Below are 25,894 nucleotides of genomic sequence, written 5' to 3'. Positions count from 1 at the left end.
CCTGCCGTGGAGCAGCCACAGTACGTTCATGCTAGTAAGATCATTACCAGGGAGCAGCAACAGACCTGTAAAAATGCGCCTTCAGATGATTCTCTACTACGTTATGACAGGGGTATAGATACAAATATGCAGACCCGGGTGATCCGCCAGATTGGCCATCGAATTGATATCGTAGACTACAGGCTGGCTCGTGCCAAGACTCTCTATGACCACACGGTTGACCTTCTTGCCTTGAATATTGTGCTGCTTCCACATCTCAGCGAAATCCGCACTGTCCTCCAGGAGCTGATCGACCATCTCCTTGTACCAAGGATCGTGCAGGTTCATGTCATAATAGGTTCTGTACACCCCTACTGAATAGATTGCGAACTCCTCCCAGTTCCGCATCCGGCGGCGCAGCTCCAGATCCAGGAACAGAAGACGCATCATAATGCGCTCTGAAGCAGGCAGACCTCCGAAATCACTAAGCACTTCACTCGCTTTATCATTCCAGGCCAGTAACTCAGACCGCTCATTCGTAATAAAAGACGGATAAGTCAATTGGCGGATAATATTCCGCCACTGCGGATTCAGCTCCGGACTGGCTGTATCTATAGAAGCAAGTGTATCCGGCAAGCCCGGATTCCATAGCTCAAACAGATGCTTACGCTCATCTGCCGACAACCGCAGCGCCTGACTGAGACTCTCCATGACCTCTCTGGAGGCGGTAACCTCCCTGCCCTGCTCCAGCCAAGTATAATAGGTGCTGCTGAGACCAGCCAGAACCGCAACCTCCTCCCGACGCAGCCCCGGTGTTCTGCGCTGACTGTTCGTTTCCTTGATCCCTACAGCTTCAGGCTGCAGACGTTCCCGGCGTGATCTCAGGTAGTCGCCAAGACGCCTAAACCTCGTAATCTCGTAACTCATGAGCTGGGCCTCCTTTCAGCATTACGATGGATTCATAGATGCTTCACATATTCACTCACTCTCGCATATAGCGTGGGGTAAATCCCCGGGTATGTCACCGCCTGCGGTAGCTCGCTGAAGCTTCGAAGCTCCGCCATTTCGTACGGGGGCAAATTTCCGAACCTTTTGACATCTGCATAATATAACATCCCGTAGCTCTCTGCCAGCTCTTCACTACTGACCGAATAGATGCATAACGGATGCAGTTCATATTCTTCAGCACCTGTCTCTTCGTAAAGCTCTCTTACCGCAGCTTCCCCGGGACTCTCACCCGCCTCAATATGCCCGCCGGCAAATTCCCATGTGGACCGCTCACGGTGCCGCACCAGCACCCAATCGTTCCCTTGCTTCATAAAAATCACTACATACTTGAGACTCACCCCAGGGCACTCCGCTTCATGCAATGTTACGATCATGATAGAATTCCACCTTTTATAGTTCATTAGAATCTTCCAGATAAGCGCCATTATTGTAATATACTATGGATGGGGTGTCGTGGGTTTTTGTCACTCTCTAAATGCACATAAAAAAAGAAACCATAACATTGCATTAGACACGTAAAGTCATCTAACGCTAAACGTCAATAGCTTCTCTGTTTGTTGTTCTCTGTTCATAAAAACAAAGAAAGCCTTGATTATCAAGGCTTTCTGCATATAGGACGGATGGGGTTCGAACCCATGACCCCTACCCTGTCAAGATAGTGCTCTCCCGCTGAGCTACCGTCCTGCAACGAAATTTATAATAACACAGGACGTGAGGGAATGGCAAGATAATTTTTATGATATGATGGGGCAATGCTTAGCATCTGTTAAAATTTCACTGCAACGGTGTTAACTTTGCAATATTTTAGCATCTATCAAAGGAATTACAATTTTAAAATTTCTTGTTCCGAAAGTCCAGAAACTTGTGAAATAATCTTAACTTCAAGTCCAATTCTCAACATATTCTTAGCAACCTCCACAGCCTTTTTATGTTCTCCTGTGGCCAAACCTTCAGCAATCCCCTCAGCCTTAGCCCCATTCATCCGTGATGCCTCATCACGCAAATACTTCATCCGGGCTTCATACTCCATCCTTGTAGCGGCATCCTGACTCAGGAACTCGAGCGTATCCATTGCTTTTTTCAACATCGGTTCATTCATGGTTAGCACCTCCCAATTTGGTTGTTCAACACCCTTTAGGAATAATAACCAGTTAATCAGACCACCAGTTAATGGAACGGCCTGCTCCTCAAGCTTTGTTAATTCCATCACATGAATCTCAAGATCATTGTTAAGAGATATCCCGGTATGATCTTCCCGAAGATGAAACACATTATGATGACGGTCATTCGGCAGACAGGAGTAGTTCAGTATATTGATCGTCACACACTTCTTCAAACACTGATTATATCATGGCAGAACTACTCGTTGTAGACAAGGCCAGCTTTTTGGGCTCCATATATTGCTATTCTGTCCCCTAAGCGCTATGAAACATACAAGAACATGTTTTATCTTTCAGCCCCCCTCTACCTTAATGTTATCGCCATTCGCTTATCCACCAATACAACGGCGTCTGCTTCACCCTTACCGTTGAACATGGCTGATATTACATATATTTTCGTGTCATCTTCAGCTTTCGCTACCCATTCTTTTTCCTGCAAATAACGTTTGTTGACTGAATCGTAAGCATAGTCCAGGTTCCTCTCCATCTCCTTCAGATATTGATCGCCATAGATTTGTTTGAAGTCATCCTTAGACATGCCAATTTTAAAACCGCCAGTGGTTTCATATGTATCTTTCGATTCCTCTGCCAGAGTAATCCCTGCCACTTTATCCTCCCGGTACATAATCCTCACGCCAGAGCTATACATGACTGAATTCGCAATATCCTTATCCTCCCCCTTGCCCAATACCTCTTCCACTTCTGCACGGCTCATTCCATACTCAACAACGGCTTTATGATCGTTCACCTTTTGAATGGCTAAGTCTTTGGTGGTTACCCCGTCCTTTGAATCCGCACATGCCGTCAATACGAACAAGAACAACATTACCAGTACCGTTTTTCTCATAATACCCTCCAGATCCTTTTATCTAAAGTTTACCTTGTTAGGAGGAATACGAAACAGTAGCATCCCTGACAGGACTGACCGTAAGCCTCTTTTTTGCATGGTTGCTGACAGATATTTATCAAAACCTGAGATCGCCACCAAGCAAAGCACCCTTCTTTATGAAGATTTGTTGAAACGGTCCTGAATCGATCTTAACTTCCTCCCTTGCATTCTATATAATAGAGGCAGCTTACACACGGAAAGGACTGAACTATGCGCAGATATCAATAGTTGTACCTCACCAATACCATATATTTTTAATGGAGGTAACTTATTGATGATTACAGAATTACAAACCGAGAGATTAGTATTAAGACAAATGCGCACCGCCGATTCAGCCAGCCTGTTCCCGATCTGGTCCGATCCTGAAGTCACCCGGTTCATGAATATCAGCAGCTTCACGGATGAGAGTCAGGCCGTGGAAATGATTGAGCTGCTGGGTAAGTTAGCCACCGAGAATCAGGCGATCCGCTATTCCATCACGGAAGCAGAATCCGGCCGGATTATCGGCTCCTGTGGTTTCAATGCGCTAGACTATGACAATGCCAAGACAGAGATCGGTTATGACCTTAGCCGCGAGTGCTGGGGAAAAGGATATGTGCCTGAAGCCCTTCGCGCACTAATAGATTATGCGTTTGATACACTGGGCTTCAATAGAATAGAAGCAAAGGCCCAGCCTGCTAATATCAATTCTATTAAGGTACTGCAGAAATTAAACTTTTCGCTGGAAGGAACTCTGAGGCAGAGTGAGCGGTCCAAAGGAAGCTTCATTGATCTGTGTATGTATTCCAGATTAGCTGCAGATTAAGCTAACCTGAACAAGGGCTGGCCCAAGCGCTACAGAATGAACTGCGCAGGGTCAGCCTAATTTTATATAAAAAAATAAAGCTACCACTGGGGCAGCTCCACTAATTGAATATCCGATGCGGATGTCTTTACGTATTTGAGAATTTCTTTATAGCCCTTCTCTGACAGAAAACACTTTTGCTCGACTCCTCTGTGGTCTTCCCCAAAATAAGCAATATGAAACGTCTTATCCAGCTGGATAATGTTAGAAACCTGAATTAACGTGTTTCTATCTGCTAGAACGAAATTATATCCTGAACTGGCCAGGGTATTAAGCCAATATTTCAGCGTACCTACTGTATAAAAGGTCTGATCGTACGTATGGACAATGATCCGATAGATAGTCCGTTCAAATTCCATAAAAGTTATTTTTTCAATATCGAGTGAGAATACACCAGTGTTTCCCTCTGTGTCTCTAGTAACAGATATCGTGCTCAAAGGGATCAACTCCAATGTTATTTAAGTAACTCTTCAGGAACCTCCGGTTGATTAATGTATAATACACTTGCTGTAACCAACACGATAAGGGCAGCCAAGGCGGACAAACCAGAAGCAAGCTTATACACTACTTTGCGCTGCAAAGCTCTCATTGTCAGATGTTCACCTCCCTTCTAGCTATAATCAGACTGATGGATTGTGCCAAAAAGCTGGCTGCGATAACAGATGAGCCTATAACGATATTGGCAGCTACCAGCAGTAACGCCACGATTCTCAGCTTAGGCCAGTGCCGCCTCGGAATCCGGGTCTGTCGTTCAATCCCAATGGGCGCCAGCCACAGAACTATTAACAGACTCGCTGCATTCAATAACATAACGTAGAAGGAGCTAAGCTCCACGAAGGACAGTACTGTGAACAAGCTTACCGTAAACAAGACACAGGCTATACCAGACTTTAAATGGACCCCGCCCGACACCTGACGTAATAAGGCAAAGGAGATCAGAATCTGCAGAGCTTCACTTGTCCTGCCTGTCAAAAGGGATACTACCAGCGTCAGCCCAATAATAAACACCACATTAAGCACTACGCTAATAGCAAATTTCAGGACAGCGTAGGATGCCGGGTGCTCAGGTACGATATTTTTAATCGTAAATGCCAGCTTGCCGGACATGAATTCAAGCATCTTCCCGCTCCCTCCGGGTGGAATAATATAGAAGGAATACAGTCATCACCAGGAAAATCAAGGCATTTAGCAGAATATCATTATAGTAGAGTAGCACTGAAATCCCTATTACGAAGCCGAAAATCAGCAGAGACAGCAGGATATCTTCTATCTTAAAGCGGAGTTTATCCAAATCGAACGTGAAGCCCTTGCCTTTGCGGTACAGAAGCCCAAAAATACCGAACACCGCTGCCGCAGTCGCTACCTGCAGAAAATATCCGTTCGCGGTACTACCAATATTCGATATAGATCCGAACATGAGCAGGGTGAGCAGCGTCTGAATCCCGGCAAAAATAGCAAATCCCGATATTGTTGCGATGATGGATAGAATGAGCGGCATCCTCACCACCGCAGCGAAAAAGAAGATAAAAATCAAGATTAAAACAAGTGGTGCAACATTCGACATGCCCAGTTCATTGCGTAACAGATAGCTTTGCAGATTGTTCAGCAAGATGACAAATAAAGCCTGCCAGATGTACCATCTCCACTTGAATCTATAGAGAGACATAATCAGATAATAGAGCGCAAGCGTCTCTATCGTTGAGAAAAACATAAATCCTACAGGTTCCCACGACAAACCATAACACCGCCTGACTAATTTTCGTTCACAAGATTAATTATATATCCCCGCCGCACCTGACGTATACTACTTAATTACAAAATTCGACACTTTTTATCAAATCAAAAAAACATCCGTTGGCCGCTCTGAATCGAGCCTCAACGGATGTTCCTCTGGGTACAGCAGCTTGGCTGTCCGTATTAAATTTCAGACCAAATGACGTTAACCTCCACGGTTCCCTCCTGGGACGCAAGCGGACCGCCAATGATTGACCAGCTCTGCTTATCGTCCTTGGTCTTGCCTTGAATGATCAGGTTCTTAGGATCGATAGTCTTCACGGACTGATCGCCCAGCTTGGAAGCCAGATAATCATCATAGAGCTTCGTTACCGATTCCATACTATCCGTTGTTCTAAAAATCAGCAATGCCGTCTTCTTGCCCTCATTCTCCTCCGCATTCGAAAGAATGGTCTCCGTTACATTCTCCGGCATCGGGAAGTCCTCCGGCAGATATTTCGGCAGGTCCGCAGATCCGGCAGCCGTCTCGTTACTTCCGGCCGTCGCCTCAGGGGTCTGCTCCGGCTCTGTCGTTGGTGCTGGAGTCTGTTCGGCCTCTGTTGTCGGCGCTGGAGTCTGCACAGTCTCTGTTGCCGGTGCAGTGGTCTGCATCGATTCGGTGGACGGCTTATCCTCAGCATTACCGCAGGCACTGAGGGCCAATAGGGACAACGTCAAGGATAAGGACATTATTAGCTTTTTGGTGTACATCTTCTCACTCCTCGTCAATTCATTGAAAGTTACATGGCCAGTTAGATTCACAGGCTTACCGGATAGTACCCATTTTCTTTTTCCTCAAAACAACGAATAGACAAAAAGAAGCCCGGAAGCCAAGGCTCCCGGGTCATTCGTGAATGATGTATAAGTTCAGAATTTATTTATAATACGATGTCGTAAGCGGAACGAAGACCGAGGTTCCATCCTTCACATCTCCGTTGACATACAGGCTGCTTACTCCGGCAATATCCACTTCGATGGTAGTAAGCCCGCTGGCCGGGTCAATGGTCTGCTTCTTCAACACAGTATTGGTGTCGCTGTCTTGTACCGCGAAGTCTTTGATCTCTCCGCCGATCGCGGCTACCTGGAGATAAAGCTTCTGATATTTTTTGTTCGGGTGGAGCATGAATGAAGTGCCGCGGTCACCACTGGCGTTATCGAAGAAGACATCCTTGTAATCCTTGTCCTTGAAGACCGTCTTGCCCGGATCTTTGGTGTGATACATGTCATCAAAACCTGTAGCGATTGGTACGCCCGCTGTCTGCTCCCCCAGAGATATGGTGTTGGTTGCAGCATCGAACTTAACGGTAACTCCCAGCAGATCGGATACGGAACGGACCGGCAGATACGTTGTGTCCTTATAGGAAATTGGGGCAACCACCGCACCGCTGCCATTCTTAAGCTGTACGGGCTGGCCGTTCATCTTGAATTTGATGCTTGGATTGAGATATGCCTTGATCTCCTGCAGGTTGGCTCCGGCGTACACACCTGTGCCCATTCCTCCAAGTACGGCAAATGCAGTCAGTGCAGCAGTCATCTTCTTCTTCATTCGATCATACTCCTCTCCATTTATAACAAATTTGAATATTCCTTATTGGGAGTATAATAAATCCTGCCATCAGATGCAATCATTCAGAAATCTTCTCTCCGGTGAGCCGCTTCGTAACGTTCGCGGATCTCCAGATTTTTGGAGTGATTGTACAAGTCCAGCGCAATGATTCCCCTGCGGGCAAGCTTCACCACCAGCACAAATAAATATATCCCCATCCCCAGACAACTCAACCAGAGTAAAAGAGCAAAAATACTGAACCCTCCAGCGAGCAAGGACCCAAAACCTGTCATATACACAGCTTACATCCCCCTAATTCAACATGATAAAAGTCTATATCCTAATCATATCAAGTTTGGCACGTTTGTGTAAGGAATGCAAAGTTCTATTAAATTTCACTGTAGAAATAATCCAATTTTGATATACTGGCTAAGTATGATTAAACATTTGGGGGAAATTACTCATGTACGGAAAATTATCCAAAATGACTTTAGCTATTGCTCTTTTTGCTTCACCTGTGATATTAAGCGGATGTGGCGGGTCTGGTGAGATTACTCAAGCCGAAACGGCGACTCCTTCTGTTGTCCCTACTGCTTCTCCTACTCCAGCGCCAGAGCTGAAGAACTTCTCAGTGAAAGATAAGACGCAGGAATACCTGGAGAACTTCGGTACTAATTCATGGAATATTGAGTCGTCCAAAGAAATTGCCAATAACATCCGGATTAAGGCCCGGGAGGATAAAGAGAATACCTTCACTTATCTGGAGATTGCTGACTCTATTGAGAAAAATGATGTGCAAAATGTAAAGAAGCTTTTCACGAAAATTGGCGGAGTTCTGCCTGCTTCCGTTGCCGCCCGCTATCCGGATTCCACACCTACACCCGCTCCAACGGATGTAACCTCTGGCGGGGATACTATTAACACCTTTGATGAAGCAAACCAGGAGCTAGGAGCCAGATCACTTAATTTAGCCAAAAGCTATCTGGAAAAGAACCTCACCCAAGAACTTAGAGATGAAGTATTAGCAGTTATTCTTAATAGTCTGGAGTTTATAAATAAGGAAAATCAAAGCAAATTCAAGGAAATGGCCCTTGCCATTCAAGAGGATGACCAGGCTACTGTTGAGAAGCTATACGCTGAACTGCTGCCGTTATACCAAGGAATACCTAGTTCAGCCACATCTGCAGCCGCTACGCCAGCGCCAGCAAAGGACGAAGTCATACATCTCAAAGGGAAAAAGGACCAGGCTACAGAGTTCTTTTATTTGAACAGCGGGATCGCCATAATTGAGGCAACAGACAACGGGGATTCTAACTTTGTGATCTATATGTACGATGAAACAGGGGATACCAAAAAAATGCTCGTGAATGAAATTGGGCCTTACAAAGGAAAATCTCTAGCTGTGATTCCTGACGGCGGGAAATATATGCTGAAGGTGGAGTCGGATGGCTCGTGGAAAGCAGATATTAAGCAGAGCATCCCCGAGAACGTCAAGAGCGCACCGGTTAAATTATCCGGTAAGGGGAACGATGTTGTGTTTGCAAGGCTGCAAAGCAAGCTGACCCGGTTCACTTCCAAGCACACGGGTGAATCCAATTTCGCTGTCAAAGTGAATGATAGCCTCTTACTGGTTAATGAAATTGGGAACTACTCCGGCTCCACAGCGGAAAAAATCGAATCCGACGGAATTTATGTCTTTTCTGTGGAAGCAGACGGACAATGGAGCATTGATATCGAATAAGCTTCCGCAGGTTACCTGCACCCAAAAACGATTGCCACTCTTTAAAGGAGGGCAATCGTTTTGTTCGTTTACAGGCTTAGGTTACTCCGATAGTGCAAATCAAACTTCACCCGGGAATGGGCAGCGTTTGGAAGATAGTTGTATTTTGTACAGCCAAATGACGGCGAATTGGCTGGCGCGCAGGGATAGTTGTATTCTGTACAGCTAAATTTGAGGAAAACGCTCTTTCCCGCCATGAGAGTAACTTATAAGTGTACAGAGTGCAACTAAAGCTCTCCCTGCGCAATATTTGCCCATTTTAGTTGTACAAATTACATTTAGAGCCTAAATCGCAGGGAGAGTGATGTTCTTGCCTCGTTGCTGATTTGTTGCTGAACCGCCGCTGATTCCTCGCAGACTAGTTACCCGCAGATTTGCCCTCCCCCTGCTCGCCTGCCCGCGTAAGTGCCTACGCCTTCACTCTCATCTCACCGTCCTGCTCCTCCAGCTCCACAAACACCGGCCGTTCATCAGGCGTCTGATTCGGCGTGTGGATGGCTAGCATCAGCTGACCGCTGAACGTGCGGAAGACCATGGCGTGCCCGCCGTCCTGCTGGTAGAGCGCTTGCTCCTGATGAAGCCAGGGTCCGGTTATCTCTCCGCTCCCGGAACGGGCGATACCCAGCGCGTAGGTATTATTAATGAAGCTGGCCCACAGCAGATACAAGGTGCCGTCCGCTGAGCGGAACAGGAACGGCCCGTCCGTGACATAATTAAGCTGATTCGCATAACGCTTGGATTCAAACGGAGTGGTCCACGGGGCTTCGGATGCCCGGAACAGAACAACAGGTTCCCCAGCGGCACTCCGCAGGTCCTCTGTTAGCCGCATGGCGCAGACCTCGCCGTCCCCGGTCTGCTGCCACTCATGGCAGAAGACCATCCACGGCTGGCCCTGCCGGTCCACATACAGCGTTCCGTCGAGTGAACTCCACTCCTGCGGAGTCACCGGCCCCTCACTATGCGGGATGAACGGACCCAGCGGATGCAGCGATATCAGAACGGCGGTGCCCAGCAGATCATTGTCCTTGCGCCGGAAGGTGGCGAACATGATGTAATTGCTGCCATAACCATAGACCTCCGGTGCCCAGAAATTCCGCTCCGCATAGAAATCCGGCTCCGGCCGGAAGACCGGGAACGGGCCATCCCAGTGCTCCAGATCTGTGCCGGTGTAGGCGTTGAACCCCGTGCCCGGGCCCCAGATATTGCTGTCGGTGCTGCCATATAAATAGTAGGTGCCCGCCTCTTGCCCCTCTCCGGCCAGCGGAAGCACATACGGATCTCTGATTTGCAGCTCGCTATTCGCTGTCGTTCTCATCGGGTGGTTCATTTAGACCCTCTCCTCACTTCGCTCTTATACTCTCCCTGATCTACCTGTATTCCGGCAGTACCACTCCAATATCGCTGACGCTCACGAAACCGCCGTCCGCATATTCCAGTTGCTCGTTGCCCTTGATAGTGAACGGGAATGTCTTGCCCTCATAACACAGATTGCCTTCGATCTGGCGGACACTCATGCCGATTAGCCGCAACAGTTGTCCGGACCGGTCCAAGACTATACGTACTCCAAACGGAAAGGTCATATACTCCTCTTCATTGCGGTAGATTACAGAGCGCTCACGCGTAGTAATCAGCTCGAAGACCGCGCCGTCCACGATCCGGCGGTATCCGGTCTCATGGGCCGCCTCGTGGCCGTGATCCATGTCATAGGGAAGCAGGCCGGTGAACCATAGCTCCTCCCCCGCTACCGGCACGATCCCGCATAACCGCTCCATATAGTCCAGCAGGCAGAGAATCGCCGGTGAATAGGACTCCGTATAGCCCTCTTCCCCGGTCCATGGGCTTAACGTCTGCCCGAAACGGGTCATCCGCGAGAACGCTGCCAGAATCGGCAGGATCACCCAGGTCAGCTCGACATAACGCCCATGCTGCTCGAAGGCATGCGGTGCACGGATGAGGCTGAGGAAGTTCGACGAGCCTCCCCAGGTGTTATAGCTGGAGAAGGGGTCGAATCTGGGATCATCCATCGCAATGGAGGTGAAGGGATATTTGGCGAAGAACTTGCTCGTATTCAGCAGGTAACGGCGGAGGGCTGACGCAAAAAACGCCCCGTCCCCCACCTCGCAGGCCAGCACACGCAGCAGGACATCGGATTGTACACGGACGAATCGGTCCCCGCGATCCCGGTCATAGAAGAATTCATCCTCTTTGTCATAACAATGGCTGAACAGGCTGTGGCTGCTTGCCGCTGCCCGGGCACGCCATTCGTCCCTGCTCCCGCCAAGCTCCTCTGCCATCTTGGACAGATAGAGCCGCTGGCAGTAGACATTGGCCGTTAAATCCGGGGCCAGAAAAGGCAGCAGCGGTGAATCCGGGTTAACCTGCGCCGCGTCCTCCAGATGGGGCGTATCCGGGCTATGCCAGAAGCGAGGGGACAGATCATGCCCGGTATCGAACGTGCAGAACGCTTCCACGCAGCCGGTCCCTCTAGTGTTGCGGTGCATATGCAGCCAATGGTCGAACCGGCTCATCGCCTGGTACATGGCGCGAAGGAAGCTCTTGTCCCGCCCGTTCTCCAGATAATAATTCCAGACACTGCGGGCCAGCGGAGTCACCATCTGAATCTGCCGGTAGGCCGGTCCCGCAGGCGTCACCTTGTAGGGCATCAGCCCATCCTGCCGCTGCTGGTCGGCGAACAGCCGGAAGGTCGCTCCCGCCACCTGCGGCATGAACCGCGACAGCCGTTCAGCGCTGATCGTGCCCGTGCTCTCCAGCCAGCTCCCGAGATAGACTCCGCCTTCATGCAGCACAAGTCCGCCTCCGTCCATCGGCACGATACAGTCCAGCAGCTTGTGCAGCGCAGTGTAATAGACATTTTCCATATTCTCCGATGAAGCCGCGAAGGCCACGCCGGATTGCTTCCACTCCTCCAGTGAATCCCGGTCCGCCGCTTTCTTAAGCACTCTAATCCGGTCGTCCACTGCTATCCTCCGCAGTCTCTCAAGTACACTCCCCGTCATTCCATTCCCTCCTGTAACTTTAGTTGCTCTCCAGACAGAGAAGCAGACTGCCGGGGGCAGCCTGCTTCCGGGATATGGCTACTTGGCTCCGAATAACTGCGTCGCGCCTGTATAGAAATCCTCTACCCCTTGCTTGACATCCTTTTGCTCAAAACCGATCTCCTGTACAGCGGTCTCCGCCAGCTTGGTGAATTCGGTGAAATTCGGAGGGTTATAGCTGACGGCAAACGGTTCCTTCTTCGTCGCTTCCGATACCCGGCTGGTGAAGTCGTATACGGTCTGTTCCAGCGGCGTAGCCTCCTTCATCAGCAGGTCACGCATCTTGGAGGTCACCGGCACGCCGCGGTCACTGCCCAGAATCTGCGCGGCATCGGGATCATTGATCCAGAAGTTCATCAGCTCCGCGACTTCCTTCGGATGCTTGGTCTTGGCATAACCGGACAAGCCTTGACTGGATTCAAAGACAACCCCCGTTCCCTTCGGCCCGCGCGGCACCTGAATCATGGTCAGCTTATCCTGGGTCAGATTCTGATGAGCGGCGAACTGGTTGGATGGAATCAGGCTCATCGCTACCTTGCCGGTAACGACCAGGGATTTACTTGTGTCTCCCGGCGGATTGGATACCTGCAGGGAAGGCGTGACCATCCCGCCGTTCTTAGTGATCCCGTACCAGTAGTTGAACCACTCCTCTGCATCCTGCTGGCCGAAGCCCAGCGCGTCCTTCTCCATATCATAGACCTGCTTGCCGCGCTGCTTCATATAAATGTCCATTCCCTCAACGGTAAAGTTGTAGGTGCCGTAATAACCCTTGCCCAGATTATCGGAGATTTCCTTACTGATGCGGGCGTAATCTTCCCAGCTCCAGCCGTCTGCCGGAACCTCCATTCCAGCCTTTTTGAACAGCTCTGTATTGAGCACCATCCCCCGGGCGTTCGCCCCGGCAGAGATATGCACCAGCTTGCCTCCCAGCGTTCCGTATTCCACCATCGTCTGATCCATATCCGTCAGATCCAGCTCTTGGCCGACATAGGGCTGTAAGTCCAGCAGCACGCCTTTAGCGGCGTAATCAGTTACGTTCCCTCCCAGGAAAAACACATCAGGCGCTGTGCCCGAAGCGAGCTGGGTGTTCAGCTTGTCGAAATACCCGGAGTTCGGAGCGAACTCCCCGACCACCTTAATATTCGGGTGCTTCGACTCGAAGGCGCGCAGCGCCTCGTTCGTCTTATCCGCACGCTTCTGGTCGCCCCACCACATAATCCGCAGCTCCACCTGATCCGCAGAAGTTCCGGCACCGCCGGAGTTGCCGGCCGCCGCAGGCTTACCGTTATTGCCGCCCGAGCAGGCGGTTGTGGCTGCCAGCAGCAGAACACTCAGCGTAAGACCTAAGCTTTTCTTCATAAACATATCCCCCCAAGAATAATTGTAATCGCTTGCTCATTTCAGACCGGTGGTGGCGATGCCCTCTAGGAAATGCTTTTGGAAGAGCATGAAGATCGTCATAATCGGCACCAGTGACAGCACCGACATCGCCAGCAGCGCGCCCCAGTCGGAGGAGCCCGAAGGATCATAGAGCGAGCGTATACCCAGTTGCACGGTGAACAGATTGATCCGGCTGAGGTAGATCATCTGGCTGAAGAAATCATCCCACGACCAGATGAAGGTGAAGATCGCCGTTGTAATCAGCGCCGGAACCAGCAGCGGAATAATGATCCGGAAGTACAGCTGGCCCTGGCCGCAGCCGTCAATCGTGGCACTCTCGTCCAGCTCCTTCGGGATGCCGCGGATGAACTGGATCATCAGCAGAATGAAGAACGAGTCATGCGCCAGCCATTTCGGCACGATCAGCGGCAAATAGGTGTTGACCCACTCCAGCTTGCTGAAAATAATATATTGCGGAATCAGCACGACATGGTAAGGCAGCATAATGGTCACCAGCATGCAGGCAAACAGCACACTTTTGAAGCGGAACTCCAGCCGGGCGAACGCGTAAGCCGCCAGCGAGCAGGTCAGTATGTTGCCGATGACCGACAGTACAGAGATCGTGGCAGAATTGAGGAAAAAGCGGCTAAACGAGATGCCCTGCAGCCCCTTCCATCCGTTCACGTAGTTCTCCAGCGTAAATTTCCCCGGCCACAGCCCCGGTTCCGAAAAGATCAGCGCATTCGGCTTGAAGGAGCTGGACAGCAGCCACAGCACCGGATACAGCATCAGCAGCCCGAACAGAATAATGACGCCATGTTTGCCTAGCCTAAAGATCATTTTGTCGTCTGTCATGAATTATCGCCCGTCCTTTCCGTCGCCGTAGAACACCCAGAATTTGGAGGTCACGAACACTATGGAGGTGAACAGGCCGATGATGATCAGCATGATCCAGGCCAGAGCGGCAGCATACCCCATATCGAAGAAGGAGAAGCCTTTGAGATACAGATACAGCGTGTAGAACAGGGTGGAATTCACCGGACCGCCGCGCCCGTCTCCAATGACATATCCCGGAGTGAACACCTGAAAGGAATTGATAATCCCCATGACCAGGTTAAAAAAGATCACCGGTGAGAGCATCGGCAGCGTAATCCGGCCGAACTGGCGCAGCTTCCCGGCTCCGTCCACCTGCGCCGCTTCGTACAGGTCCGCAGGAATCTGCTTAATGCCGGCCAGGAAGATGACCATCGCGGAGCCGAACTGCCAGACGGACAACGTGACGATGGTCGAGAGAATATAGCTGGGATGGGCAATCCAGGACGGACCTTCGATCCCAAACCAGGCCAGGAAGTGATTAATCAGCCCTTCCCCGTCGAAAATCTGCCGCCAGACGATGGCGATTGCCACACTTCCTCCCAGCAGGGACGGAATGTAATACACCGTTCTGTAGATGCCCAGCGCCCGGATGCCTTTGTTCAGGACGATGGCGACCAGGAGGGCAAAGGCCATTTTGAGCGGAACCGAGAATAGCACGTACTTGAACGTCACGGTAAGAGACTTGTAGAAGTATTCGTCTGCCGTGAAGATGTGCCTGTAATTGTTCAGGCCCAGCCACCGCGGGGCATTGAGCAGGTCGTACTTGGTCAGGGACAGATACAAGGAGCCCAGCATAGGCCCGAGTGTCAGTCCGAAAAAGCCGATCAGCCAGGGAAGCAGGAACAGGTAAGCGGTACCGCTCCTTCTCCACATCGCCGATCTGTGTGCTGTCTTCATATGCGCCTTCTCCTTCTTCATGGATATAGGCTCATTATAGAAAGCAACACTGCCTGCTTGAATGCTATTTCTTCGGCTGTTGACTACTGAATTTTTCAGGTGGATGCTGGCGGAAGTCCGACGGGGAGGTTCCATACATTTTTTTGAACCTGGAGCTGAAGTAGCTGGCATTCGAGAAGCCGGTCAGCTCGGCGATATCCCACAGATTAAGCGTTGTCGTCAACAGCAGATGCGTGGCCTGGGCCATGCGGATGTCAGTCAGGTAGACCATGAAGCTCCGGCCCACCTTGGCCTTGAACAGCTCCGAGAAATAGGAGGAATTGTAATTGAACCGTCTGGCAAGCTGGGTCAGGTTAAGATCATACATGTAGTTGCTCTCGATATATTGCGTCGCTGTGCGGATGACCGAATCCTCGGCATCGCCGGCCCCCTGCATCATGCGGTACACGGAGGCCGCCCGCTCCAGCAGGAATTGTCCGGCCTTGTCCACCGAATCCAGCTTGTGGACCGTCTCAGGATAGAGCCATAGCTCCTGGGACTGGATGTTGACGTCTGCAGCCTCTGCACCCGCCCCGTCCACGAGCAGGCAGAGCTGGAAGATCAGCTTCACCAGGCAGGAGCGGGACTGGGAGAACGCCTGCTGCAGCTCCTGGCGGATGCTCTGCCCGAAGGCGTCCCATTCCCCCTGGATCAGAAGCCTGCGCAGGGTCCGTGTCAATTCCTCCGTAAGCACCAGTCCCGGCTCGCTTCTTCCTTCGGCCGGCGGCTGGGCCGCATTCTCCGAGAGGTTCCAGGCCAGCAAAGATTCCAGGTAGCCTTCCTTCCAGCGGAGGAATCCAAGCTTGCCGCCGCTGTAGCCGATCACCGGCTTGAAGCCCAGATGGGCGGCGACGCATTCCGCCAGCTCTGCACAGAAGCGGTCCATATCGGTCAGCGCATCCTGGAGGATGAAGTGGACCAGCCCCGGATAGCTCGGGTCCCGCAGCACCTGGCAGCGCTCCCCGGAGCTGCCCGCGAATTCCCTGGTCAGCAGCTCGAACGGCAGCCGCAGCTTGCCCGGCGTACGCTCCGGCAGCGTTGAACCTTTGCCGTGCCCAGGCTCCGGCACCGCACGCTCACGGAGTCCGGCCGTTACGAACCGCACCTCCGTCAGGTCCCAGCCGTCCAGCTCGAACAGCGCAGCGCGCTCCTTCAGCGCATGGACCGGCTCCACTTCCTCTTTGACAAGCTGCACCAGGAAATGCTCCTTCATCTCCTTGTAGTACTGGGACAGCCGCCACTCATTCACCGCCTGCCGGTCACGGTCATTGCGCTCCTGATCCAACTCGTCCTTCAGCTTCTGAAGCACGGCCGTCAGCTCATCGGCGGCCACCGGCTTAAGCAGATAATCACGCGCCTGATTGCGGATCGCTGCCTTGGCATAATGGAAATCTTCATAGCCTGTAATGACTACCAGCTTCAGCTCCGGGTACAGCCTGCGGCAATCGTCCAGGAACGATACGCCGTTCATCACCGGCATGTTCATATCCGTAATGACAATATCGACCGCCTGGCTTGCCAGCCGTTCCATGGCCTCCATGCCGTTGCCCGCCTCTCCGGTTACGCTGAGGCCCAGCGCTGCAAAGTCAGCCTTGAGCCGCAGGCCCTGGCGGATCTCCGGCTCATCATCCACGATCAATACGCGGTACATGGTCATTCCTCCTCTGAAGGGGCAGGCCCAGCGTGATGCAGGTGCCCGCCTCCTTGCTTGATTCTATGCTTAGGGTGAAGAGCCCTCCGTAATACAGCCGGCATCTGGCCAGTACATTGCGCAGTCCAATCTGATGGGTCATGCTCTGCAATAACTGCTCCGGCTGCTGGCGCATCGCCTGATCCTTCAGCTCGCGCAGCAGATCCGGGTCCATTCCGATGCCGTTGTCGGCGACGGAGAGAACCAGCCGGTCCTTGTCCGCTCTGACGGTAATCCGTACCTTGGCCTTAGCCTGGTGAATGAAGCTGTACTTCACCGCATTCTCAATCAGCGGCTGCAGCAGGAACTTGACGATCTCCAGATCGTATGGCGCCTCCTCCTCGTCCAGCCGCAGATCAAGACCCGCACCGAAGCGGACCTCCAGGATGGACATGTAATAGCGCACGACCTTCAGCTCCTCGCGCAGCGGGATCAGATCCTCGCTGATCCGCAGCGAGAACCTGAGCATTTTGCCCAGCGATTCTATGACCGTAACCGTCTCCTTCGTGCGCTGCTGGATCGCCAGGCTGCTCATCAGCTCCAGCGTATTGAACAGGAAATGCGGATTGATCTGCATCAAGAGCGCCTTGTATTCAGCCTGCTGGCGCAGGAGCTTCTGTTCAAACTCGGTGCGGATCAGATGCGATAGCTGCTTGACCATATTGCGGAAGGTAACGGTGGCATAGTCCACCTCACTCTGGATTCTGCGCTCCGGCAAGGTAAGCCGCTCGGCTTGGGCGAAGTCGCCCTTCTGCACATGGCGCATAGCCGAGACCAGCCGCGAGAGCGGCTTGGTAATGCCCGCTGAGATCCAGTAGGCCAGCGCAAAGGCGGCCGCCAGCATCAGCGAGGCGAACACTATAATACTGTTGCGGAGCTTAAACAGATTGGCGTACAGGTCCTGCTCCGAGACGAAGCCGACCAGCAGCCAGTTGGTGATGGCCAGCTTTTTGTAAACGAGAATATGAGATGCCCCCTGCCCGTCCTTCAGGTAGACCACGCCTTGCGCCTCCCGTCCAGCCCGCACCCGCTCCACCTCCTTCGCCGCCTCCGGATGGGTGCTGTATTCCTGCTGGGACAGAATGGGACTGCCCTGCTCGTTGAGCAGGAAGATGGTACCGCTTTCACCAAGATGTATACGATTCAGCGGCTCCAGCAGGTAGTCCGCCTTGATGTTGACCTTCATCACATTCCTCGCCAGCGAAGGCTCGAAGATCCCGATCGGCAGCAGCAGGCTCACCACCTCGTATGGCTTAGCTCCCTTGATCTCCGCCTCATCGGTATGGGCCGGAACCCAGTGATTGCTGTGTTCGATGAAGTTGCGGTACCACGCCTCCTGCCTGAACGAGCGATCTGCCACCACCTGATTCTCGGCCCCGATCCGCAGCCCCTCCTTGCGGTAGATGTTGACCGAGGAGACGATCGAATAATTATTCGTCGTCTGGGTCAGGAACTTGCTCATGTTGATGCTGGCCAGCATCCGCTGCCCTTCGGTGGAAGCCGGCTGGGTAAGTATCGCATCCCACTTCTGGGTGATATCGCTGTTATAGACTAGAGAGGACAAGTCATAGCTCTGCTGGAGCGCCATATGAATAAAGGACCCGTATTCGTCCATCTTCTCCAGTGCCGACGTTTCGATATAAGAGCGGATAATCGAGCGCGCCTGATTGAACAGCAGCAGCGACATCGTGCCGAAGGACAAGACAAGCAGCACAACGAAGAATGCAATCAGGCGGTTTTTCAACGAGTAAAAGATAGCAAGCCCTCCTTCTCCTTGCTCAAATGCGAAGCGGATGCCTGTATCATGATCTGTTCCTGCCTTTCCCGTGGTACATTTTGTTTACTGCATTTATTTGTAACGCAGAACGGAGAATCCGGCAAGTGGAAACCGCTTGAATGCCGAGGCAAAAATATTGCAGAGGACGATTGACCTCCAGCCCGGTTTATTTTACAATAAACTCATAAACGCGCGTTTACATTAGAGGGGGTACATTATGCGAAGCGAAGATATTGCCAAGCTAGCCGGGGTTTCGCGAAGCACCGTATCCCGTGTGATCAACAACTATTCCAATGTCCCTGAAGAGACCCGGGCCAAGGTGCTGAAGGTGATTGAACAGCATCAGTACGAGCCGAACAGCTTCGCCCGGGCGCTGGCCGGCAAGAAGACCGACACGATCGGGCTGTTTGCCATCAGCATGAACGAGAAGGAGAATGCGACGCGGATCTATCAGAATAATTACTTTGCCCCGTTCGTCGATGCTGTGGTAGATACGTCGAATGCCCGCGGCTGTTATGTTCTGATTCACACCGTCTATTCTCCCGACGACTTCCTGAAGGTCAAGCAGGCCTTCCTGCAGAAACGGATTGACGGCGGCATTATTGTCGGGACCCAGAAGGATATCGGGATCGTACGGGAAATGGTCGGTCTCAGCGCTCCGCTGGTGCTGATCGATTATGACATTTCAGAGATTATGTCAGAGCATCTGGACCGCAATCATCTCGCCATTGTGAATTCCAAGGATTATGAAGGTACGGTAGAAGCCATTGAGTACTTAATCGGTCTCGGCCATCAGGAGATCGGCATGATCTGCGGACGGATGAATACTTATTCCGGGCGGGAGCGCTACATGGCTTACGAGAATACGCTGAAGCGCCATGGACTTGCCCTGCAGAAGGACTTCGTCCTTCCGGGTGATTTTCTCAAGGAAACCGCCTATCAGGAAGTGAAGAAGCTGCTCAGTTCCGGCGGCCCGCTGCCGACAGCCTTCTTCTCTTCCAATGACGATATGGCTATCTCGGCGATGGAAGCGTTCTCGGAGCATGGCATTTCCGTGCCGGAGGATATCTCCATTGCGGGGTTCGACGATGTGCAGCTTGCTGCGCGGATTCATCCCAAGCTGACCTCCGTCCGTCTGCCGATTTATGAAATGTCCAAAGCCGCTGTCGAGAAGGTCATTGAGCTGTGTGATTCACAGCAGCCTACCTTCAGCACCATCAGTTTTCCGGCGCGTCTGATTACCCGAGATTCCTGTCAGCCGCCGAAGAAGTAGAGCTACACTCCGATTCAGACAGATCCAGAAAAATCCCTTGCCCCGAGGGAATTTTTTCTCCACTCTGTAAACGCGCGTTCACAATCGAAAGGAGACTTGTCTCTCATGAAATTCGGAACTTTTGACGACACCCGCAAAGAGTATGTAATCAACACTCCCAAAACACCTTATCCTTGGATTAACTACCTCGGCAACGAGCAGTTTTTCGGCCTGATCTCTAATACTGCCGGGGGCTATACCTTCTACCGCGATGCGCGGATGAGAAGACTTACCCGTTACCGGTATAACAATATTCCGCTGGATACCGGCGGCCGCTATTACTACCTGTACGATGGCGGGGACTTCTGGACTCCGGGCTGGATGCCGGTGAAGCGGGATCTCGACTTCTACGAATGCCGCCACGGCCTTGGCTACACTTCCATTACAGGCGAGCGTAACGGCATTTCAGTGAATCAGCTTGCTTTTGTACCGATGGGCCATAATGCGGAAGTCCACCGTCTGGTTGTTAAGAACACAGGCGAAGCGAAGAAGACCGTGAAGCTGTTCTCTTTTGCCGAGTTCTGCCTGTGGAATGCCAATGATGATATGACCAACTTCCAGCGTAACCTCAGCACCGGCGAAGTAGAAGTGAAGGATTCCGTCATTTATCACAAAACAGAATACCGCGAGCGCAGAAACCACTATGCCTTCTATTCTGTAAATAAAGAAATTGCCGGCTTCGATACGGACCGCGAATCGTTCGTGGGCATGTACAATGGCCTGGATGCTCCGCAGGCGGTTGCTGCCGGTGAGGCTACTAACTCTGTCGCCAGCGGCTGGTCGCCGATCGGCTCCCACGCCCTTGACATCACGCTGGAGCCTGGCGAAGCTCAAAGTTTCATCTTCGTGCTCGGCTACATCGAGAACCCTGAGGATGAGAAATGGGAAGCCCTGAACGTGATCAACAAGAAGCCGGCTCAGGCTGTTATTGATCAGTTCGCTACAGATGCCCAGGTGGATGCCGCCCTGGAGGTTCTGGCTGCACACTGGGATAACCTGCTGTCCAAATATCAGATTAAGAGCGGGGACGACAAGCTGAACCGGATGGTGAACATCTGGAATCCGTACCAGTGTATGGTTACCTTCAACATGTCCCGTTCCGCTTCCTACTTCGAATCCGGCATTGGCCGCGGTATGGGCTTCCGCGATTCCAACCAGGACTTGCTCGGCTTCGTCCACCAGATTCCAGAGCGCGCCAGAGAACGTATTCTCGATATCGCCGCTACCCAGTTCCCTGACGGCAGCGCGTATCACCAGTACCAGCCGCTAACCAAGAAGGGCAACAATGAAGTCGGCTCCGGCTTCAATGATGATCCACTCTGGCTGATCTCGGGTACAGCGGCCTACATCAAGGAAACCGGCGATTATTCGATCCTTGATGAGCAGGTTCCTTTTGACAGCAATCCGGATCACACTGCAACCCTGTTCGAGCATCTGAAGCTGAGCTTCGAGCATGTCACGAACAACCTCGGGCCTCACGGCCTACCGCTGATTGGACGCGCGGACTGGAATGACTGTCTGAACCTGAACTGCTTCTCCACCGAACCGGGCGAATCGTTCCAGACTACGGAGAATATCGCAGGCGGCGTAGCGGAATCCGTGTTCATTGCAGGTCTGTTCGTCTTCGTTGGACCTGACTATGCCGAGATCTGCCGGATGCGCGGACTGGATGATGTAGCCGCTGACGCTGTTGCCAAGATCGAGAACATGAGTGCCATCACGTTGTCCCACGGCTTCGACGGCGACTGGTTCCTGCGCGCTTATGACCACTATGGCGACAAGATCGGCAGCAAGGAGAACGAGGAAGGCCAGATCTTCATTGAGCCGCAAGGCATGTGCGTAATGGCCGGAATCGGTGTAGAGAACGGTGAAGCAGCCCGCGCCCTGACTTCCGTGCAGGAACGTCTGGATACGGACTATGGTATCGTTTTGCAGCAGCCTCCGTATTCCAAGTACTATCTGAACCTGGGTGAAATCTCCACGTACCCTCCGGGCTACAAAGAGAATGCCGGGATCTTCTGCCATAACAACCCTTGGATCATGATTGCGGAGACGGTCCTTGGACATGGCGACAGAGCCTTCGAAATCTACAAAAAAATTGCTCCGGCCTACCTGGAGGACATCAGCGAAGTGCACCGGATGGAGCCTTACGTGTACTCCCAGATGATCGCCGGTAAAGATGCTGTACGTCACGGCGAAGCGAAGAACTCCTGGCTGACAGGAACAGCAGCATGGAACTATGTAGCGATTACACAGTCCATCCTGGGGATTCAGGCAGACTTTGCCGGGCTCAAGGTTGACCCTTGTATCCCTGCAGAATGGGACGGCTTCGAGATTACCCGCGTCTTCCGTGGCGACACTTATGTAATCTCGATCCAGAATCCGAACCATGTATCCAAAGGCGTAGCCAGCCTGACCCTCGACGGCACTGCCGTGGAAGGCAACATTATCGCTCCTGTGGGCGACGGTGCTGTTCATCAGGTTGTAGTTACTCTCGGCTAATTATCTGTCACTCCTATAAAAGCATAACAACCCGGTTGTCCGCTTAGGCGGTACAACCGGGTTGTTCGTTCATGGACAGGCGGCCCCGGAATTACTCCGGTATCCACACCTTCATCTCTCCGCTGCCGCGGTTGCCCCACAGATAGTACGGAATTGCCGTTACTTCCACCGGCTGTACTGCCACCCTGGTGCTGCCGTAGAGTCCGCCACTCCAGCTCTGCTCCTCCACCCTGTAGCCCTCCGCCCGGATTACTACAGCTCCGCCGAGCAGCTCTTCATCGAAAGCCTCCTTGAACCTGCCCTCCTTGCTTAGAGATATTGAGCTTAGCGGCTCGCCGTTATCCGCAGATTCCAGACAATAGACCAGCGGCCCGTACTGAATAGCCGTCTTCCCGGCATTAGCCCGCAGTTCCGGGTGGGCGTATACACGGTGTGCTTCCATTGGAAGCATCAGCTCCACGATGTCACCGGGCTGCCACTCCCTGCGGATTACCGCATAGCCCTGCTCCAAAGCATCAAGTGCTGGAAGGAGCCCGCCATTGACGCTGATCCGGACCTTTCCGCTCCACGATGGAATACGCAGGGCGATACCGAACACCCCGGCTTCCGCAGGATCAACCTTCAGTGTGACTATGCCCTCCCATGGAAGCTTGCTGGACTGAGTGACCTTCACCTCTGTTCCTCCGAGTGTGGTTCTAAGCTCACTTCCGATATACTGATTCGTATAGAGCGTATCGCTGTGTTCAGTGTAGATATACTGATTCAATGAGGTCAGCAGGCGCGCCACATTCGGCGGGCAGCAGGCACAGCCGAACCAGCCCTGGCGCTGCGCCTTCACATGCTGTTTACCGGGATTACAGGTGCAGGCCTGCGGCCAGACCTCCAGCGGATTGACGTAGAAATAATGCTTGCCGTCCTGCGCCATCGAGCCGAGTACATTATTATAGAGCGCACGCTCCATCACATCGGCATAACGGCTATCTGGAGTCAATTCCAGCATTCGTCTGGCAAAAAAGATCAGCCCGATCGAAGCACAGGTCTCCGCATAGACCGTATCGTTAGGCAGATCGTAATCAAAGGTGAATGCTTCGCCGTGATGGGTGGAGCCGATTCCGCCAGTGATATACATCTGTCTCTCTGTCATATTGTTCCACAGGCGCAGGCACGCCTCGCGAAGTGCTTCATCTCCGGTCAGGCGGGCCAAGTCGGCCATGGCGGTATACATATAGACGGCGCGGACAGAGTGGCCTAGGGCTACCGTCTGCTCACGGACCGGTATATGGGACTGATTGTAGGCCATATCGATTTGATCCGTCTGGCCGCCCCAATGTGTAACCCTGCCCCGGCCCTCCCATTCCTGGCGCAGGAAGTTCGGCTCCTGCCCGCGCTGGTCAATGAAGAAGAGGCTGAGCTTCAGATACTTCTCTTCCCCTGTCAGCCGGTACAGCTTCACCAGCGCCAGCTCAATCTCCTGATGACCGTCGTAGCCCTTCAGCTTGCCTTCCTCCGTTCCGAAGACAGAGTCGATATGATCGGCCATACGGCGCATAATACTCAGCAGCTTGTCCTTACCGGTCGCTTCATAATAAGCCACTGCAGCTTCGATGAAATGTCCGGCGCAATACAGTTCATGGCAATCCTGGAGATTCGTCCAGCGCTTGCCCGGTTCCTTGACAGTGAAGTAAGTGTTCAGGTATCCGTCGGCCTGCTGTGCTTCTCCTACCAGATCGATCACCTCGTCCGCCTGGCGTTCCAGCTCCGGGTCCCGCCGGATGCTGAGGGAATAAGCCGTTGCCTCCAGCCACTTGGCTACATCGCTGTCCTGGAAGACCATGCCCCCGAACTTACCCTGTCTTCTTCCGGCAGCGATTTCAAAATTGGCAATGGCATGGCTCGGTTCAGCCCCGGCCACGCGGTCATGAAGCGCCTCATATTGATAAGGAATCACTGTCTCCTGCACCAACCGGATATAACGGCCCCAGAATTCATCCTGAACGTGCACTCTGTGGCCTCCCTGATCCGAATGACCGGAATGATCTGGTTGAACGGTTGTCCGAACCTTTGCACCTTCAAATTGACTCATTGTAGCATCTCCTCTTCAGCATTTCGTCCTCGCTAATTGCCATTATAGACGGTACAATATAACAAAAACAGAAGCATAAACAACCCCGTTTTTGTACTATTTCACACAACTTTTATATAAGGCTTAGCGAAGTTAATTCAGGACACATGCCTTTCCAAGGAGCTGCTAATGACACTTAATTCTTCCTATATTCATCTGGCCGCACCACCCTTCCCCTATTTCCTGGAATGCGGCCGTACCGTCTATTTGCCCGGAGACCAGCATCCGAACCGCAGCCGTATGGGCAAATTCGATCTGATCATCGTGGAGCAGGGATGCCTGCACATTGGAGAGGAGCATACAGAATGGGCAGTGGGCGCCGGGCATACCCTGCTGCTGCTGCCTGACCGCTACCATTATTCAGTGCAGCCGTGTGAAGCAGAGACGATCTTCACCTGGGTTCATTTTCACACGGTGGGAGAATGGACAGAATCAGCGGGTGAGCCGGTATATGCGGACCGGGAAACGCATTTCCGGCAGTTTCTTACCCACCCTTATACCATCCGTATTCCCCAGTTCGGACCGCTACCTGCCCCCTTCGCACGAAGCGGCCAGGCAGGGCAGTTGCTGCAGCTGAACCATAATAGGCGCTCAAGCGCCGTGTGGCAGCAGCAGCGTATCTTCGAGGAGATGCTGCGGACGATGGATCTGGCCCGGCAAGATACGGCCGGAAGCCAGGCAGACGAGATTGCCGAGCAGACGGAGGCCTATCTGCGGAATCATTATATGGAAGAAGTCACGAATACCTCTCTGGCGGATGCCCTGCATTTTCACTACAATTACCTGGCCCGCTGCATGAAGCGTGTCTACGGGCTTACGCCCATGGAGTACCTGACCGATTACCGGCTGGAGCAGGCCAAGCTTCTGCTGCTTAAGACAGAGATCCCGATCGCGGCAATCGCAGAGCGCACCGGCTTCGAGAGTACAGCTTACTTCTCCCGGCGCTTCAGCCGCAAGGTCGGAATCTCTCCGCTGCGCTTCCGCAAGCGATATTCCCGCTGAGCATGAATGCCCTTAGGCGGAACCCGGGGCAAGGATACGGAATTCGTGCAGTTCCCGGCAGTAGGATAACCCGCGAATCCGTACGGACTGGGGCGTGTAGGCTCTGATCGGGCCCGCTTCCAGCTGCTGCTCCGGCCCGCTCTTCAGCAACACTGCCACCGGCACCTCCGATAGTGCAGCAGCCAGCAGCTCCATATCAGTCTCCAGTATTTTATAGAAATAACCCATTTCAGACTTCACCTGCTTTATGGTCAATTGATTC

Annotated in this window: 24 protein-coding genes, 1 tRNA gene and 1 pseudogene; 5 read left to right on the top strand and 21 right to left on the bottom strand. The window is 52.4% G+C overall.

The annotated features are described in order from the left end of the window. Window positions 1-96 precede the first annotated feature (96 nt). From NST69_RS11785 to NST69_RS11765, 5 genes and pseudogenes are all read right to left on the bottom strand, one after another. The gene (locus NST69_RS11785) at window positions 97-906 is read right to left on the bottom strand and encodes a helix-turn-helix transcriptional regulator (protein ID WP_339255961.1); all 810 of its coding nucleotides are present in this window, start codon (window positions 904-906) and stop codon (window positions 97-99) included. A gap of 32 nt (window positions 907-938) precedes the next feature. After that, a complete protein-coding gene (locus NST69_RS11780; RefSeq protein WP_342549389.1) occupies window positions 939-1,361 on the bottom strand; it encodes an NUDIX domain-containing protein in 423 nt (140 codons plus the stop codon). Window positions 1,362-1,599: 238 nt separating this feature from the next. After that, window positions 1,600-1,671, bottom strand: a tRNA-Val gene (locus NST69_RS11775). A gap of 139 nt (window positions 1,672-1,810) precedes the next feature. Then, window positions 1,811-2,323: pseudogene (locus NST69_RS11770) on the bottom strand (Rpn family recombination-promoting nuclease/putative transposase); the annotation flags it as partial. Window positions 2,324-2,451: 128 nt separating this feature from the next. Further along, entirely contained in the window at window positions 2,452-2,994 is a 543-nt protein-coding gene (locus NST69_RS11765) for a hypothetical protein (protein ID WP_342549388.1), read from the bottom strand. Between the two features lie 316 nt (window positions 2,995-3,310). On the opposite strand from NST69_RS11765, the gene NST69_RS11760 reads away from it, so the two are divergent. Continuing rightward, window positions 3,311-3,841, top strand: coding sequence for a GNAT family protein (locus tag NST69_RS11760; protein WP_339255957.1), 531 nt, complete (start codon window positions 3,311-3,313; stop codon window positions 3,839-3,841). 80 nt (window positions 3,842-3,921) lie between these two features. Here the strand turns inward: NST69_RS11760 and NST69_RS11755 are convergent, their stop codons facing one another. The 7 genes from NST69_RS11755 to NST69_RS11725 form a co-directional block, all read right to left on the bottom strand. Beyond that, window positions 3,922-4,317 carry a LytTR family transcriptional regulator DNA-binding domain-containing protein gene (locus NST69_RS11755; RefSeq protein WP_209877684.1) on the bottom strand — a complete coding sequence of 132 codons (396 nt, stop codon included), beginning with the start codon at window positions 4,315-4,317 and terminating at the stop codon, window positions 3,922-3,924. Window positions 4,318-4,334: 17 nt separating this feature from the next. Then, window positions 4,335-4,469, bottom strand: coding sequence for a cyclic lactone autoinducer peptide (locus NST69_RS11750; RefSeq protein WP_081751311.1), 135 nt, complete (start codon window positions 4,467-4,469; stop codon window positions 4,335-4,337). A 2-nt stretch (window positions 4,470-4,471) separates the two neighbouring features. Then, window positions 4,472-4,999 carry an accessory gene regulator B family protein gene (locus tag NST69_RS11745; protein ID WP_342549387.1) on the bottom strand — a complete coding sequence of 176 codons (528 nt, stop codon included), beginning with the start codon at window positions 4,997-4,999 and terminating at the stop codon, window positions 4,472-4,474. After that, entirely contained in the window at window positions 4,992-5,615 is a 624-nt protein-coding gene (locus NST69_RS11740; RefSeq protein ID WP_155991628.1) for a hypothetical protein, read from the bottom strand. Before NST69_RS11740 ends, NST69_RS11745 begins: the two co-directional genes overlap by 8 nt. A gap of 182 nt (window positions 5,616-5,797) precedes the next feature. Next, the gene (locus tag NST69_RS11735) at window positions 5,798-6,364 is read right to left on the bottom strand and encodes a hypothetical protein (RefSeq protein WP_036729541.1); all 567 of its coding nucleotides are present in this window, start codon (window positions 6,362-6,364) and stop codon (window positions 5,798-5,800) included. Window positions 6,365-6,527: 163 nt separating this feature from the next. Continuing rightward, window positions 6,528-7,199, bottom strand: coding sequence for a stalk domain-containing protein (locus NST69_RS11730; RefSeq protein WP_036729545.1), 672 nt, complete (start codon window positions 7,197-7,199; stop codon window positions 6,528-6,530). An 83-nt stretch (window positions 7,200-7,282) separates the two neighbouring features. Then, complete coding sequence (locus NST69_RS11725; RefSeq protein ID WP_342549386.1) at window positions 7,283-7,417, bottom strand: hypothetical protein; 135 nt, start codon at window positions 7,415-7,417, stop codon at window positions 7,283-7,285. 245 nt (window positions 7,418-7,662) lie between these two features. On the opposite strand from NST69_RS11725, the gene NST69_RS11720 reads away from it, so the two are divergent. Continuing rightward, entirely contained in the window at window positions 7,663-8,940 is a 1,278-nt protein-coding gene (locus NST69_RS11720) for a hypothetical protein (protein WP_342549385.1), read from the top strand. A 448-nt stretch (window positions 8,941-9,388) separates the two neighbouring features. On the opposite strand, the gene NST69_RS11715 is transcribed toward NST69_RS11720, so the two are convergent. The 7 genes from NST69_RS11715 to NST69_RS11685 form a co-directional block, all read right to left on the bottom strand. Continuing rightward, window positions 9,389-10,306 (bottom strand): glycoside hydrolase family 43 protein, encoded by a 918-nt coding sequence (locus NST69_RS11715; RefSeq protein ID WP_342549384.1) that lies wholly within the window; start codon window positions 10,304-10,306, stop codon window positions 9,389-9,391. A gap of 40 nt (window positions 10,307-10,346) precedes the next feature. After that, on the bottom strand, window positions 10,347-11,996 hold the full coding sequence (locus NST69_RS11710; RefSeq protein WP_342549383.1) for a hypothetical protein: 1,650 nt from the start codon (window positions 11,994-11,996) through the stop codon (window positions 10,347-10,349). A gap of 78 nt (window positions 11,997-12,074) precedes the next feature. Continuing rightward, window positions 12,075-13,400, bottom strand: coding sequence for an extracellular solute-binding protein (locus NST69_RS11705; RefSeq protein WP_342549382.1), 1,326 nt, complete (start codon window positions 13,398-13,400; stop codon window positions 12,075-12,077). A 30-nt stretch (window positions 13,401-13,430) separates the two neighbouring features. Then, on the bottom strand, window positions 13,431-14,270 hold the full coding sequence (locus NST69_RS11700) for a carbohydrate ABC transporter permease (protein WP_209877698.1): 840 nt from the start codon (window positions 14,268-14,270) through the stop codon (window positions 13,431-13,433). A gap of 3 nt (window positions 14,271-14,273) precedes the next feature. Further along, entirely contained in the window at window positions 14,274-15,188 is a 915-nt protein-coding gene (locus NST69_RS11695; protein WP_051478340.1) for a sugar ABC transporter permease, read from the bottom strand. 64 nt (window positions 15,189-15,252) lie between these two features. Further along, entirely contained in the window at window positions 15,253-16,878 is a 1,626-nt protein-coding gene (locus NST69_RS11690; RefSeq protein ID WP_342549381.1) for a response regulator, read from the bottom strand. Continuing rightward, window positions 16,853-18,661, bottom strand: a complete 1,809-nt coding sequence (locus tag NST69_RS11685) for a sensor histidine kinase (RefSeq protein ID WP_342549380.1) — start codon at window positions 18,659-18,661, stop codon at window positions 16,853-16,855. Before NST69_RS11685 ends, NST69_RS11690 begins: the two co-directional genes overlap by 26 nt. 250 nt (window positions 18,662-18,911) lie before the next feature. Between NST69_RS11685 and NST69_RS11680 the strand changes: the two genes are divergently transcribed. Beyond that, entirely contained in the window at window positions 18,912-19,967 is a 1,056-nt protein-coding gene (locus NST69_RS11680; protein WP_342549379.1) for a LacI family DNA-binding transcriptional regulator, read from the top strand. Between the two features lie 105 nt (window positions 19,968-20,072). Then, a complete protein-coding gene (locus NST69_RS11675; protein WP_342549378.1) occupies window positions 20,073-22,508 on the top strand; it encodes a glycosyl transferase in 2,436 nt (811 codons plus the stop codon). A 91-nt stretch (window positions 22,509-22,599) separates the two neighbouring features. Here the strand turns inward: NST69_RS11675 and NST69_RS11670 are convergent, their stop codons facing one another. After that, the gene (locus tag NST69_RS11670) at window positions 22,600-24,591 is read right to left on the bottom strand and encodes a beta-L-arabinofuranosidase domain-containing protein (protein WP_342549377.1); all 1,992 of its coding nucleotides are present in this window, start codon (window positions 24,589-24,591) and stop codon (window positions 22,600-22,602) included. A gap of 168 nt (window positions 24,592-24,759) precedes the next feature. On the opposite strand from NST69_RS11670, the gene NST69_RS11665 reads away from it, so the two are divergent. Further along, entirely contained in the window at window positions 24,760-25,632 is an 873-nt protein-coding gene (locus NST69_RS11665) for an AraC family transcriptional regulator (RefSeq protein ID WP_339313898.1), read from the top strand. A gap of 12 nt (window positions 25,633-25,644) precedes the next feature. Here NST69_RS11665 and NST69_RS11660 read toward each other — a convergent pair whose 3' ends face one another. Next, window positions 25,645-25,860 (bottom strand): hypothetical protein, encoded by a 216-nt coding sequence (locus NST69_RS11660; protein WP_036729570.1) that lies wholly within the window; start codon window positions 25,858-25,860, stop codon window positions 25,645-25,647. Window positions 25,861-25,894 lie beyond the last annotated feature (34 nt).

The sequence above is a fragment of the Paenibacillus sp. FSL P2-0089 genome (assembly GCF_038595095.1).
Lineage (GTDB): Bacteria > Bacillota > Bacilli > Paenibacillales > Paenibacillaceae > Paenibacillus_AQ > Paenibacillus_AQ silagei.
This window is presented reverse-complemented; position numbering and strand designations above follow the sequence as displayed.

Coding starts and splice junctions, on each gene's coding strand:
- NST69_RS11785 (WP_339255961.1), bottom strand. CDS start 906: ATGAGTTACGAGATTACGAGGTTTAGGCGTCTTGGCGACTACCTGAGA.
- NST69_RS11780 (WP_342549389.1), bottom strand. CDS start 1,361: ATGATCGTAACATTGCATGAAGCGGAGTGCCCTGGGGTGAGTCTCAAG.
- NST69_RS11765 (WP_342549388.1), bottom strand. CDS start 2,994: ATGAGAAAAACGGTACTGGTAATGTTGTTCTTGTTCGTATTGACGGCA.
- NST69_RS11760 (WP_339255957.1), top strand. CDS start 3,311: ATGATTACAGAATTACAAACCGAGAGATTAGTATTAAGACAAATGCGC.
- NST69_RS11750 (WP_081751311.1), bottom strand. CDS start 4,469: ATGAGAGCTTTGCAGCGCAAAGTAGTGTATAAGCTTGCTTCTGGTTTG.
- NST69_RS11745 (WP_342549387.1), bottom strand. CDS start 4,999: ATGCTTGAATTCATGTCCGGCAAGCTGGCATTTACGATTAAAAATATC.
- NST69_RS11735 (WP_036729541.1), bottom strand. CDS start 6,364: ATGTACACCAAAAAGCTAATAATGTCCTTATCCTTGACGTTGTCCCTA.
- NST69_RS11730 (WP_036729545.1), bottom strand. CDS start 7,199: ATGAAGAAGAAGATGACTGCTGCACTGACTGCATTTGCCGTACTTGGA.
- NST69_RS11725 (WP_342549386.1), bottom strand. CDS start 7,417: ATGGGGATATATTTATTTGTGCTGGTGGTGAAGCTTGCCCGCAGGGGA.
- NST69_RS11720 (WP_342549385.1), top strand. CDS start 7,663: ATGTACGGAAAATTATCCAAAATGACTTTAGCTATTGCTCTTTTTGCT.
- NST69_RS11715 (WP_342549384.1), bottom strand. CDS start 10,306: ATGAACCACCCGATGAGAACGACAGCGAATAGCGAGCTGCAAATCAGA.
- NST69_RS11710 (WP_342549383.1), bottom strand. CDS start 11,996: ATGACGGGGAGTGTACTTGAGAGACTGCGGAGGATAGCAGTGGACGAC.
- NST69_RS11705 (WP_342549382.1), bottom strand. CDS start 13,400: ATGTTTATGAAGAAAAGCTTAGGTCTTACGCTGAGTGTTCTGCTGCTG.
- NST69_RS11700 (WP_209877698.1), bottom strand. CDS start 14,270: ATGACAGACGACAAAATGATCTTTAGGCTAGGCAAACATGGCGTCATT.
- NST69_RS11695 (WP_051478340.1), bottom strand. CDS start 15,188: ATGAAGACAGCACACAGATCGGCGATGTGGAGAAGGAGCGGTACCGCT.
- NST69_RS11690 (WP_342549381.1), bottom strand. CDS start 16,878: ATGTACCGCGTATTGATCGTGGATGATGAGCCGGAGATCCGCCAGGGC.
- NST69_RS11680 (WP_342549379.1), top strand. CDS start 18,912: ATGCGAAGCGAAGATATTGCCAAGCTAGCCGGGGTTTCGCGAAGCACC.
- NST69_RS11675 (WP_342549378.1), top strand. CDS start 20,073: ATGAAATTCGGAACTTTTGACGACACCCGCAAAGAGTATGTAATCAAC.
- NST69_RS11670 (WP_342549377.1), bottom strand. CDS start 24,591: ATGAGTCAATTTGAAGGTGCAAAGGTTCGGACAACCGTTCAACCAGAT.
- NST69_RS11665 (WP_339313898.1), top strand. CDS start 24,760: ATGACACTTAATTCTTCCTATATTCATCTGGCCGCACCACCCTTCCCC.
- NST69_RS11660 (WP_036729570.1), bottom strand. CDS start 25,860: ATGGGTTATTTCTATAAAATACTGGAGACTGATATGGAGCTGCTGGCT.